The 12,574-nt window shown below is 73.0% G+C and carries 9 protein-coding genes; all 9 read left to right on the forward strand.

The annotated features are described in order from the left end of the window. Positions 1–186: 186 nt before the first annotated feature. The 9 genes from ACFVXH_RS32120 to ACFVXH_RS32160 all read left to right on the forward strand — a co-directional run bounded on the left by ACFVXH_RS32120 (position 187) and on the right by ACFVXH_RS32160 (position 12,240). The gene (locus ACFVXH_RS32120) at positions 187–3,096 is read left to right on the forward strand and encodes a vitamin B12-dependent ribonucleotide reductase (RefSeq protein ID WP_375876198.1); all 2,910 of its coding nucleotides are present in this window, start codon (positions 187–189) and stop codon (positions 3,094–3,096) included. 184 nt (positions 3,097–3,280) lie between these two features. After that, entirely contained in the window at positions 3,281–4,048 is a 768-nt protein-coding gene (locus ACFVXH_RS32125; RefSeq protein WP_387829410.1) for an SDR family oxidoreductase, read from the forward strand. Positions 4,049–4,351: 303 nt separating this feature from the next. Then, positions 4,352–6,208, forward strand: a complete 1,857-nt coding sequence (locus ACFVXH_RS32130) for an ATP-binding protein (RefSeq protein ID WP_387829412.1) — start codon at positions 4,352–4,354, stop codon at positions 6,206–6,208. Next, positions 6,208–6,642, forward strand: a complete 435-nt coding sequence (locus ACFVXH_RS32135) for a roadblock/LC7 domain-containing protein (protein WP_049653112.1) — start codon at positions 6,208–6,210, stop codon at positions 6,640–6,642. Before ACFVXH_RS32130 ends, ACFVXH_RS32135 begins: the two co-directional genes overlap by 1 nt. Positions 6,643–6,724: 82 nt before the next feature. After that, positions 6,725–7,093 (forward strand): DUF742 domain-containing protein, encoded by a 369-nt coding sequence (locus tag ACFVXH_RS32140; RefSeq protein WP_049653110.1) that lies wholly within the window; start codon positions 6,725–6,727, stop codon positions 7,091–7,093. 31 nt (positions 7,094–7,124) lie between these two features. After that, the gene (locus ACFVXH_RS32145; RefSeq protein ID WP_387829467.1) at positions 7,125–7,898 is read left to right on the forward strand and encodes an ATP/GTP-binding protein; all 774 of its coding nucleotides are present in this window, start codon (positions 7,125–7,127) and stop codon (positions 7,896–7,898) included. Beyond that, the gene (locus ACFVXH_RS32150; RefSeq protein WP_049653108.1) at positions 7,895–9,139 is read left to right on the forward strand and encodes a cytochrome P450; all 1,245 of its coding nucleotides are present in this window, start codon (positions 7,895–7,897) and stop codon (positions 9,137–9,139) included. The genes ACFVXH_RS32145 and ACFVXH_RS32150 overlap by 4 nt, the downstream gene beginning before the upstream one ends. A gap of 137 nt (positions 9,140–9,276) precedes the next feature. Beyond that, entirely contained in the window at positions 9,277–10,491 is a 1,215-nt protein-coding gene (locus ACFVXH_RS32155) for a cytochrome P450 (protein WP_387829414.1), read from the forward strand. A gap of 360 nt (positions 10,492–10,851) precedes the next feature. Next, positions 10,852–12,240, forward strand: coding sequence for an ABC transporter substrate-binding protein (locus ACFVXH_RS32160; RefSeq protein WP_387829416.1), 1,389 nt, complete (start codon positions 10,852–10,854; stop codon positions 12,238–12,240). Positions 12,241–12,574: the final 334 nt, after the last annotated feature.

Genomic DNA, 12,574 nt, shown 5'->3' on the forward strand with positions numbered 1-12,574 from the left:
GGGCCCAGCCACCCGAACCACCACGGCCCCGCGGGGCCCACGCGTGCCCGAAAACGGGGCACAGAACACTACAAACCGTGCGTAAGCAGGCAGGGTTCCTGCCTGCCCGCACACCGGAAGAACGAACCAGCAGTGCCCGGACTTTTCAGGGCACTTCGGGCGTTTGCCCAGGAGGAGGAGCGAGAAGTGACAGACACCACGAGCGGTTCCGCACGCGGGTCGAAGTCCGAGAAGGCCGCGGCCAAGGGCGCCAAGGCCCCGAAGGGCGGTCTCCGGATGGAGCGCATCTACACCACTCCTGGCGTGCACCCGTACGACGAGGTCCGCTGGGAGCGGCGGGACGTCGTCATGACCAACTGGCGTGACGGCTCGATCAACTTCGAGCAGCGCGGCGTCGAGTTCCCCGACTTCTGGTCGGTCAACGCCGTCAACATCGTCACGTCCAAGTACTTCCGCGGCGCCGTCGGCACCCCCCAGCGCGAGTGGAGCCTCAAGCAGATCATCGACCGCGTGGTGCTCACCTACCGCGCCGCCGGCGAGAAGCACGGCTACTTCGCCTCCAAGGACGACGCCGAGATCTTCGAGCACGAGCTGACCCACGCCCTCCTCCACCAGGTGTTCAGCTTCAACTCGCCGGTCTGGTTCAACGTCGGCACCAAGCAGCCCCAGCAGGTCAGCGCCTGCTTCATCCTGTCCGTCGACGACTCCATGGACTCGATCCTCGACTGGTACAAGGAAGAGGGCATGATCTTCAAGGGCGGCTCCGGCGCCGGCCTGAACCTCTCCCGGATCCGCTCCTCCAAGGAACTGCTCTCCTCCGGCGGCAACGCCTCCGGCCCGGTCTCCTTCATGCGCGGCGCTGACGCCTCGGCCGGCACCATCAAGTCCGGTGGCGCCACCCGCCGCGCGGCCAAGATGGTCGTGCTCGACGTGGACCACCCGGACGTCGAGGCCTTCATCGAGACCAAGGTGAAGGAGGAGGAGAAGATCCGCGCCCTGCGCGACGCGGGCTTCGACATGGACCTCGGTGGGGACGACATCACCTCCGTCCAGTACCAGAACGCCAACAACTCGGTCCGCGTCAACGACGAATTCATGACCGCCGTCGAGAACGGCACCGAATTCGGCCTGCGCGCCCGGATGACCGGCGAGGTCATCGAGACCGTCGACGCGAAGAAGCTGTTCCGCAAGATGGCCGAGGCCGCCTGGGCCTGTGCCGACCCCGGCATCCAGTACGACACCACGATCAACCACTGGCACACCTGCCCGGAGTCCGGCCGCATCAACGCGTCCAACCCCTGCTCCGAGTACATGCACCTGGACAACTCCAGCTGCAACCTCGCCTCGCTGAACCTGATGAAGTTCCTCCGCGACGACGACTCCTTCGACGCGGCGACCTTCGCCAAGGTCGTCGAGCTGGTCATCACCGCGATGGACATCTCCATCTGCTTCGCGGACTTCCCCACCGAGAAGATCGGCGAGACCACCCGCGCCTACCGCCAGCTCGGCATCGGCTACGCCAACCTCGGCGCCCTGCTGATGGCCACCGGCCACGCCTACGACAGCGAGGGCGGCCGCGCCCTGGCCGGCGCCATCACCTCGCTGATGACCGGCACCGCCTACCGCCGCGGCGCCGAACTCGCCGGCGTGGTCGGCCCGTACGACGGCTACGCCCGCAACGCGGCCCCGCACCAGCAGGTCATGAAGCAGCACGCCGACGCCTCGCTGGACGCCGTCTCCCACGACGACCTGGACGCCCCGGTCTGGCTGGCCGCCAACAAGTCCTGGCAGGACGTGCTCCGCCTCGGCGCGCAGAACGGCTTCCGCAACGCCCAGGCCTCGGTGCTCGCCCCGACCGGCACCATCGGCCTGATGATGGACTGCGACACCACCGGCGTCGAGCCCGACCTGGCCCTGGTCAAGTTCAAGAAGCTGGTCGGCGGCGGCTCGATGCAGATCGTCAACGGCACCGTCCCGCGCGCCCTCAAGCGCCTCGGCTACCAGGACGAGCAGATCGAGGCGGTCGTCGCCCACATCGCCGAGCACGGCAACGTGGTGGACGCCCCGGGCCTGAAGCCGGAGCACTACGAGGTGTTCGACTGCGCGATGGGCGAGCGCTCCATCTCGCCGATGGGGCACGTGCGGATGATGGCCGCGATCCAGCCCTGGATCTCCGGCGCCATCTCCAAGACCGTGAACATGCCGGCCGCCGCGACCGTCGAGGACGTCGAGGAGATCTACTTCGAGGCGTGGAAGATGGGCGTCAAGGCGCTCGCCATCTACCGCGAAAACTCGAAGGTCGGCCAGCCGCTCTCGGCCAAGAAGAAGGACTCGGAGGAGAAGACCGAGGCGGCCGCCCCGGTCACCCCGGCCGCCGTGGTCGAGAAGGTCGTCGAGTACCGCCCGGTCCGCAAGCGCCTGCCCAAGGGCCGTCCGGGCATCACCACCTCCTTCACGGTCGGTGGCGCCGAGGGCTACATGACCGCCAACTCCTACCCGGACGACGGCCTGGGCGAGGTCTTCCTGAAGATGTCCAAGCAGGGCTCGACCCTCGCGGGCATGATGGACGCCTTCTCCATCGCCGTCTCGGTCGGCCTCCAGTACGGCGTGCCGCTGGAGACCTACGTCTCGAAGTTCACCAACATGCGCTTCGAGCCGGCCGGCCTGACCGACGACCCGGACGTGCGGATGGCGCAGTCGATCGTCGACTACATCTTCCGCCGCCTGGCGCTCGACTTCCTGCCGTTCGAGACCCGGTCGGCGCTCGGCATCCACTCCGTCGAGGAGCGCCAGCGCCACCTGGAGACGGGCTCGTACGAGCCGCTGGAGGCCGAGGAGCTCGACACCGAGTCGCTCGCCCAGTCCGCCCCCGTCGCGGCCAAGCCGGCTGCCGTCCCGGCCCCGGCCCCGGCCCCCGTCGTCGTCGAGGCACCCAAGGCGACCCCGAAGCAGGCCCACAACTCCACGGAGCTGATGGAGATCCAGCTCGGCCTCAACGCCGACGCCCCGCTCTGCTTCTCCTGCGGCACCAAGATGCGCCGCGCCGGCAGCTGCTACCTCTGCGAGGGCTGCGGCTCCACCAGCGGCTGCAGCTGACCGCGCCCGACCCCGGTGGTCGCCTCCTGAGGTGAACCCCTGAAGCGGGGCGAGGACCTTCATCGGTCCTCGCCCCGCTTTTTCGTGTGCCCTCGCCCGAGTGCCCGGGCATGCCGATGTCACGTTCGGGGGCGGTGTCCGGTCTGTAGGGGGTGACGGGTTTCCTCAGGGAAGGAGTGGCGCGGTGGTGGGAACGGTGCTGGTGACCGGGGCGACGGGGACGTTGGGGCGGGAGGTGGTGCGGCTGCTGGTGGCGCGCGGGGTGGCGGTGCGGGGGCTGAGCCGGCGGGTGCGGGACGGGGGCGACGGGGTCGAGTGGGCGGTCGGGGACCTGGTCGGCGGGGCCGGGGTGGCGGAGGCGATGGCCGGGGTCGACGTGGTGGTGGACTGCGCGACCACGCAGAAGAAGGCGGACGTGGCCGGGGTCCGGACACTGGTGGCCCGGGCCCGGGAGGCCGGGGTGCGGCACCTGGTGTACGTGTCGATCGTCGGGATCGACCGGGTGCCGTTCGGGTACTACGCGACGAAGCTCGCCTGTGAGCGGGTGGTGCGGGAGTCGGGGCTGGGCTGGACGGTGCTGCGGGCGACGCAGTTCCACGACCTGGTGCTGAAGGTCTTCGACGCCTCCGTGAAGCTGCCGGTCCTCCCGGTGCTGAGCGGGGTGGCGTGCCAGCCGGTGGACGTACGGGAGGTGGCCGCGGCGGTCGCGGACCTAGCGGGGGAGGAGCCCGCCGGCTTCGCCACGGAGGTCGGCGGCCCGCAGGTGCGTTCGTACCGGGAACTGGCCGAGGCCTACCTGCGGGCGGCGGGCAGGCGCCGGTTGCTGCTGCCGCTGCCCCTGCCGGGATCGACCGGCCGCGGACTGCGGGCGGGCGGCAACCTGACGCCGGATCGGGCGGTGGGCCGAGGGACCTTCGAGGAGGCGCTGGAGCGACGGTTCGGCGGCCGCTGAGGTCGGCGGCCGCCGGCACAGGACGGGCGCCCACGGTGTGAGGCGTGGCGCTCGGGTGGGCGTCGGGGCGTCGTCGTGTGGTGTGGGCGGCGTGAAGGTAGGAGATTGGCCGTCAACTGGCCGCTTGAGGCCTATGTCTGAATCGATATGATCGGCCGAAAGCGTGAACCGATCAGACGCCCGGAGACGTTTCGCTACGTCGCCGGGCGGACTGGTATGCGCCCGACCAGCTGTCGGCGGCCGCAACCGTCGCCGACCCGCCGCCCGCGCCGCCGCCCGCCGACGTTGCCGAGGACCGCACCGATGAGAGAAGCCACCAGCCCCGACGGCCGATCGCGCCGCCGGCCCGCGCCGCGCACCGTCGCCCTGACCGCGGCCGCCGTGCTGCTGGCGCTGGTCGCCGCGCCGGTCGGCGTCGCCCGGGCGCTCGGCGCGCACCAGCCGCTCACCGCCCTCGCGGTGGGCGCCGTCACGGTGCTCTGGCTGATCGCCGTCGGCCTCGCGGCGGCCGGGGTCGAGCGCTCCCGCGGGCTGGCCGAGGACCTGGCCGCGCAGCACGAGGAGACCCGGGCGGCGCTGGTCGCCGCGGGCACGGCCCGGCAGGCCGAGACGGCCGCTGCCGACCGCACCGCCGCCGCGCTCGCCGAGCGGGACGCCGCCCGCGCCGGGCAGGCCCGGGCCGAGGCCGACGTCACCACCGCGCACGCCGAGCTGGCCCGGCTGCGGGCCGAACTCGACGCCGAGCGGGCCGGGGCGGAGGCGGAGCGGACCCGGGTCGAGGCCGAGCGCGCCGAACTGGCCCGGATCACCGAGGGCGTGCTGCCCGAGGTGGTGGCGAAGCTGCGGGCCGGCGCGGCGGTGGACAGTGCGCTGGCCGTCCACCGCAAGCACCCCCAGTACCCGCTGCTGCGCGCCGTCGGCGAGGAGATCGGCCGCGGTGAGCGGCTGCGGGCCGCCGCGCTCGCGGTGTGCGCGACCGCCGCCGGGCGGGTCCAGGCGCTGGCCACGAGCATGCACGCCGAGCTGCGCGAGATGCAGCACCGGCACGACGAGGAGGTCCTCGGCGACCTGCTGAGCCTGGACCACTCGACCGCCCAGGCGGGCCGGATGGCCGACAGCATCGCGGTGCTCACCGGCGCCCGCTCGGGCCGCCGTTGGGCCAAGCCGATCGCGGTGGAGTCGGTGCTGCGCGGCGCGCTCGGCCGGATCGGCGGCTACCAGCGGGTGCGGCTGCACAACGCCAGCACCGCCGCGGTCGCCGGGTACGCGGCCGAGGGCGTGATGCACGCGCTGGCCGAACTGCTGGACAACGCCACCAACTTCTCCGCCCCGCCGGCCGAGGTGCACGTCTACGTCGAGGAGGTGCCCGCCGGGCTGGCGGTCACCGTCGAGGACAGCGGGCTGGGCCTGAGCGACAGTTGGCTGCGCCGGGCCGAACGGGCCGTCTCCGCCGAACCGCTGGACCTCACCACGCTCTCCGCGGGTACCCGCCTGGGGCTGGCGGTGGTCGGCGTGTTGGCACGCAAGCACGGGCTGCAGATCTCCTTCCGGCCCTCGGCGCGCGGCGGTACCGGCGTGGTGATGCTGATCCCGCATCAGCTGGTCACCCACCCGGCACCGGCCGCGGCCCCGGCGCCCGTCCAGGTGTCCGTACCGGTACAGGCGTCGCCCGCGGAGACCGCGCGCCCCGCGCTCACCTCGGCGCGCCCCGCCCCGGCCTCCCTGCCTCCGGCTCCCTCCGCGCAGCGGACCCGCGTCGGGACGCAGGCCGCGGCCGGGACGCGGACCGCCACCGCGCCCGCGCTGCCGGCCGCGCCCGTCCGGACGACCGACAGCGGCCTGCCGCAGCGCCGCCGCGGACAGACGCTGGCCACCGCCGCCCCCGCGACGGACCGGGCGGCGAAGCCCGCCGGCACCGACGCGGCGGGTGCGGCCGGCCGGTTCGGCGCGTTCCGCCGGGCCGCCGCCCGTCCGGCGGCGGCCGGACAGCCCGCCGCCGGGGCTCCGACCGAGGGCCCCGCCGGGACGCCGGTCACGGACCCTGCCGGGGCTCCGGCCGCCGACTCTGCCGGGCCGCCGGCCACCGACCCTTCCGGGGTGCCGACCACAGCCCCCGACACCACGCCCGACGCTTCCCCCGTCACCGAGAAGGACACCTGATGAGCAGTGCCACCGACCGTGACCTCGACTGGCTGTTGGAGAACCTGCTGGCGGCGACCCCCGGCACCCGGCACGCCCTGGTGCTCTCCGCCGACGGCCTCAAGCTCTGCCACACCGCCGGACTGAGCACCGACCAGGCCGACCAGCTGGCCGCCATCGCCTCCGGTCTGCAGAGCCTGGCGCACGGCGCCTCGATCGAGTTCGGCGACGGCAGCGGCGGCGTGCGGCAGTCGATGACCGAGTTCCACGGCGGCATCCTGTGCATCGTGGCGGCCGGCGAGGGCGCGCACCTGGCGGTGGTCACGGACGACGACGCGGACGTCGGCGTGGTCGGCCACAACATGCACGGCCTGATCGAGCAGATCGGGGTCCACCTCAGCGCGCCCGCCCGGGCGGCGGAAGGCGAGGCCGCGCAAGAGAGCGCGGTCATATGAGCGCGCGGAGCGAGCGGACGGTCGAAGGGGTCGCGGGGGTCGCGGGGGTCGACGCCCCCGCCGCGCGGAGCGAGGTGGGCGCATGAGTCCGGGACCGGTGCTGCCGGGGCGCGACGACGACCCGGACCGCCTCTACACCATCACCCGGGGCCGCAGCCGGTCCCCGGAGAACGCCTTCGACCTGGTGACCCTGATCGTCGCCGAGCGGCAGCCGGCGCCCGGGATGCAGTCGGAGCACGCCCGGATCCTGCGGATGTGCGAGGCCCCGACCGCCGTGGTGGAGGTGGCGGCGGAACTGGCGCTGCCCGTCTCGGTGGTGAAGATCCTGCTCGGCGACCTGCTGGAGTCCGGGGCGGTCACCGCCCGCCACCCCCGGTTCGCGCCGAACAAGGCCCGGCTGCCCGACCTCGACACGCTGAAGCAGGTGCTGCATGGCCTTCAACAGCTCTGACGTCTCGCCCGTCGGTGGCGTCCGGACCGCTGTGGAGGCCCGGCCCGCCGGCGCCGTTCAGGCTGCCGCTGACGTCCGGCCCGCCGGTGCCCGCACCCCGCTGCGGGCGACGGCCGACAACGCGCTGAAGATCGTCGTGGTCGGCGGCTTCGGCGTGGGCAAGACCACCCTGGTCGGCTCGGTCAGCGAGATCCGTCCGCTGAACACCGAAGAGGTGATGACCAAGGCGGGCGAGGGCATCGACCCGGCCGGCGCCTGGGGCAAGCGCTCCACCACGGTCGCCTTCGACTTCGGCCGGATCACCCTTTCCGACCGGCAGGTGCTGTACCTGTTCGGCGCGCCCGGGCAGGAACGTTTCTGGTTCCTCTGGGACCGCCTGTTCAGCGGCGCCCTGGGCGCGGTCGTCCTGGTGGACACCCGGCGCCTGGAGGACTCCTGGTACGCCATCGACCGGCTGGAGCACCACGGCACGCCGTTCATCGTGGCCCGCAACAACTTCGGCGAGCCGGGCCACACCCTGGAGCAGGTCCGCGAGGCGCTGGACCTGCCGGCCGAGGTGCCGCTGGTGGACTGCGACGCGCGCGACCGCGAGTCCGGCAAGCGGGTGCTGATCGCCCTGGTCCACCACCTGGCCGCCTTGGCCGGGGCCGACGAGGCCGCCCTGGCCGGTGCCGACGGAGCCGTCCTGGCCGGTGCCGACGGAGGCGTCCCGGCCGCTGCCGCCGGGGAGGACGAGACGGCCCCCGCCGCGCGGCCAGCCCCGGCCGGGCCCCGCACCGCGATCTACGAGGAGAGCACCCCGTGACCGAGCCCGCCGCCACCCCGCCCCCGGGCTGCCCGGCGCACGCCGGCGCCACGCCGCTGTACGGGCCGCGCTTCCAGACCGACCCGTCCCAGCTCTACCGCGAGCTGCGCGCCGCGCACGGCCCGGTCGCCCCGGTCGAGCTGGCCGGCGGCGTGCCCGCCTGGCTGGTCATCGGCTACCGCGAGCTGCAGCAGGTGACCGGCCGGCCGCAGCTGTTCGGCCGCGACTCCAGCCGCTGGCACGCCTGGGCGACGCTGCCCGCCGACTGGCCGCTGAAGCCGATGATGGCGCCCGTCCCCTCGATCCTCTACGCCGAGGGCGAGGAGCACGTCCGGCGTTCGCGCGCGGTCACCGACGCGCTGGCCGGGATCGACCCGTACGAGCTGCGCAAGCACGCGGAGGAGATCGCCGACGGCCTGATCGACGAGTTCGCCGGGCGCGGCGAGGCCGACCTGGTCGCCGAGTACGCGCACCGGATGCCGCTGCTGGTGCTGTGCCGGGTGCTCGGCCTGGACGAGGAGCAGGCGCCGCAGCTGATCGCGGCGCTGCTGGCCATGCTGGACGGCGGCCCGGACGCGCCGGCCGGCGCCCAACGGCTGCTGGAGCTGATGCTCGCGCTGGTCGAGGAGAAGGCCGAGTACCCGGGCGCCGACGTCGCCTCGCGGATGCTGGCGCACCCGGCCGGGCTGACCCACGACGAGGTGATGCGCGACCTGCGGGTGCTGCTGATCGCCGGCCACCAGCCGAGCTCGTACTGGATCTCCAACACGCTGCGGCTGATGCTCACCGACGAGCGGTTCGCGGCCTCGCTGGCCGGAGGCCGGCGCAGCATCAGCCAGGCGCTGAACGAGGCGCTCTGGGAGGACACCCCGACCCAGATCTTCGCCGGACGCTGGGCGGTCCGCGACACCCAGGTGGGCGGCCAGCGGATCGGCGAGGGGGACATGGTCCTGCTCGGCATCGCCGGGGCCAACGCCGACCCGGCTGTCCGGCAGCCGGACGGCCGCCCGGCGGAGGGCAACCGGGCGCACCTGAGCTACTCGTACGGCGAGCACGGCTGCCCGTTCCCGGCCCAGGAGGCGGCCGAGGTGATCGCCACCACCGCGATCGAGGTGCTGCTCGACCGGCTGCCGGACCTGCGGCTGGCGGTGGCCGAGCACGCGCTGGTGTGGCGGCCGTCGGCCTGGGTGCGCGGGCTGGTGGCGCTGCCGGTCTCGTTCACCCCCGGCCACCCGGCCTGATCCACCCGCACCCGCCGTTCGAAAGAGCCGCGAAACCCCTCGAACGCCCTCGAAACCTCCGAAAGGCTTCGGCTGTTTTCGAACGGCTTCGAAAGGCTTCGAGAGAGCTTCTCCAGAGCTTCGAAAGAGAGACGTCGATGACCGCTGCCCCGGCCCGAATCGCCCTCGACCCGCTGGCCCGCGACAACGCGGCCGAGGGCGCCCTGCTGCGGGCCGCCGGCCCGGTGGTGCCGGTCGAACTGCCCGGCGGGGTCGCCGCCTGGGCCGTGACGCGGCACGCCGCCGCACGTGACCTGCTCACGGACGCCCGGCTCGTGAAGGACGCCGCGCACTGGGCGGCCTACCAGCGCGGCGAGGTCCCGAAGACCTGGCCGCTGATCGGCCTGGCGGTGCCCGGCCCGAGCATGGTGACCACCGACGGGGCCGAGCACCGCCGGCTTCGGGCACTGGTCGCGCAGGCCTTCACCCCGCGCCGGGTGGAGCTGATGCGTCCGCGCGTCGAGGAGATCACCCACGCGCTGCTGGACGCCCTGGCGGCGGGCGAGCCGCTGGTGGACCTCAAGACGGCCTTCGCCTTCCCGCTGCCGATGACGGTGATCTGCTCGCTGCTGGGCGTACCGGAGTCGGACCACGGCCTGCTGCGCGACCTGTACGAGCGGTTCTTCGGCATCAAGCCGAACCCGGAGGGCATCCAGGCGACCGTCGCCGGGCTGAACGCCTTCGTCAACGGCCTGGTGGCGCAGCGCCGTTCGGCTCCCGGCGAGGACCTGGCGAGCGTGCTGCTGGCGGCCGACACGGAGGGCGGGGCGCTGAGCGACGCGGAGGCGGCGGCCACCCTGCGGGTGATCATCGCGGCCGGCCACGAGACGACGGTGAACCTGATCGGCAACGCGGTGCGGGCCCTGCTGGCCCACCCGGACCAGCTGGAACTGGTGCGTTCGGGACAGGTGTCCTGGGACGCGGTGGTGGAGGAGTCGCTCCGCTGGACACCGCCGACCAGCAACTTCCTGTTCCGGTTCGCCGCCGAGCCCATACCGGTCGGCGAGGTGGTGATCCCGGCCGGCGAACCGGTGCTGGTCTCGTACAACGCGATCGGCCGCGACCCGCTCCAGCACGGGGTGACCGCCGAGGTCTTCGACATCACCCGGGACCCGTCCCGCCACCTGTCCTTCGGCCACGGCCCGCACGTCTGCCCGGGCTCCCCGCTGGCCCGACTGGAGGCGGGGGTCGCGCTACCCGCGCTGTTCGAGCGCTTCCCGGGGCTGTCGCTCGCGGTGCCGGACGCGGACCTGCGGCCGAGCCCCTCGCTGGTGGTCAACAGCCTGCTGGAGCTGCCGGTACGGCTCTTCTGACGTTCGGTCATATCACAAGGCCCCGGCTGGATTTACGGCGGATGTCCGGTTGGACGTCCGGGTGGGCGTCCGGTCGGGGCCTTCGACTTCCGGGCGCGGGTCACGGTCGGGACACCGGCTTGTGAAGGTCGAACGGGGACCTTGGCGGGGGGCGGCGGCTGCGTTAACGTCTTCGATCAGTCCGGCCGCCGTCCGCTCGTGATCCCGCTCGTGATCCCGTTCCGTGATCCCGTTCCGCGATTCCGTTCCGCGATTCCGTTCCCGTGAACCTGTCCGCGATCCCCGGGTAGGCCCATCTCCGGTACAGCGCAATGTCGTTCAGCCCACCGTCGGCAGCATGCCCTGGCGAGGAGAACCGCATTGACCCTCAACCCGACCGCGCCGCAATCGAGTTCCCGCCGCCGTCTGGCCGCCGTGCCCGTCCTGGTGGCGGCACTGGCGCTGACCGCGGCCTGCTCCAACAGCTCCGGCGGTTCGGGTGGCGGCGGAGGCGGATCGGCCGCCTCGCTGTCCGGCGACTGCGCCAAGTACCAGCCGTACGCCGGACACTCGGGCACCACCGTGACGATGTTCGCCTCGATCCTGAGCCCGGAGTCGGACAACCTGGAGAAGTCCTGGGCCGAGTTCAGCAAGTGCACCGGGATCAGGATCAGCTACGAGGGCTCGAACGACTTCGAGTCCCAGCTGCCGGTCCGGGTCTCCGGCGGCAACGCCCCGGACTTCGCGATCATCCCGCAACCGGGCCTGCTGGCGCAGATGGTGAAGAGCGGCAAGGTGGTGAAGCCGCCCGCCCAGACCGTTGCCAACCAGGACAAGTGGAGCCCGATCTGGAAGACGTACGGCTCGGTCAACGGCACCTACTACGCGGCCCCGATGAGCGCCAACATGAAGTCCCTGGTCTGGTATTCGCCGAAGGCCTTCACGGCGGCCGGCTACGACGTGCCCAAGACCTGGACCGACCTGATGGCGCTCAGCGACCGGATCGCCAAGGCCGGCGGCGCCAAGCCGTGGTGCGGCGGCATCGCCTCCGGGACGGCCACCGGCTGGCCGGCCACCGACTGGCTGGAGGAGGTGGTGCTCGGCTCGTACGGCGGCGAGGTGTACGACCAGTGGGTCGGCCACCAGGTGAAGTTCTCCGACCAGAAGATCACTACCGCGATGAAGACGGTCGCCGACTGGATGCAGAACCCGGCCTGGGTCAACGCGGGCTTCGGTGACGTGAAGTCGATCGCCACCACCACCTTCCAGGACGCGGGCACGCCGATCCTGAGCGGCAAGTGCCTGATGCTCCAGCAGGCCTCCTTCTACGAGGCGCAGTGGCCCAAGGGCACCAAGGTCGGCCCGGACGGGGACGTCTTCGCCTTCCACCTGCCCGCGGTGAACCCGTCGGTCGCCAACCCGGTCGAGGGCGGCGGGGAGTTCCTGGCGGCCTTCTCCGGGCGGCCCGAGGTGCAGGCGGTGCAGAACTACCTGTCCAGTTCGGACTGGGCGAGCAGCCGGGTGAAGACCGCGAGCGGCTGGGTCTCGGCCAACCAGGGCGTGGACAAGAGCCTCTACACCGACCCGATCGACAAGCTGTCGGCGGAGGCGCTGACGGACCCGTCGGCCACCTTCCGCTTCGACGGCTCCGACCTGATGCCGGCCGCCGTGGGCGCCGGGCAGGAGTGGAAGTCGCTGACCGCCTGGTTCGCCGAGGGGCAGTCGATCCAGAAGACCGCCGCCGACATCGACGCCGCCTGGCCGCAGTAGCCGGGCCGTCCGTCCTGCTCGGTTCCGGGGCTGGTTCCGGGGCTGCTCTCGGAGCCGGAGCCGGAGCCGGAGCCGGAGCCGGAGCCGGAGTCGGAGTTGGAACCGGAGTTGGCCCTGGCCCCGGTTTCGGTCCTGGGCCCGGCGCTGGCCTCCGGGGCCGACACCGAGGACCCGGTTCCCGGGGGTCGGGCACACCGAGGACCACCTGTCGAGGGCGGTGCGGGGCCACCCCCCCCCCCCCCCCCCCCCCCCCCCCCCCCCCCCCCCCCCGGGGGCGCCCCCCAGGCGGGACACCCAGTCCCACCCCCCCCCCCCCCGACCGCCGCGGGGGGGC

Origin of the sequence: Kitasatospora sp. NPDC058184, assembly GCF_042883725.1 — a bacterium.
Classification (GTDB): Bacteria; Actinomycetota; Actinomycetes; order Streptomycetales; family Streptomycetaceae; genus Kitasatospora.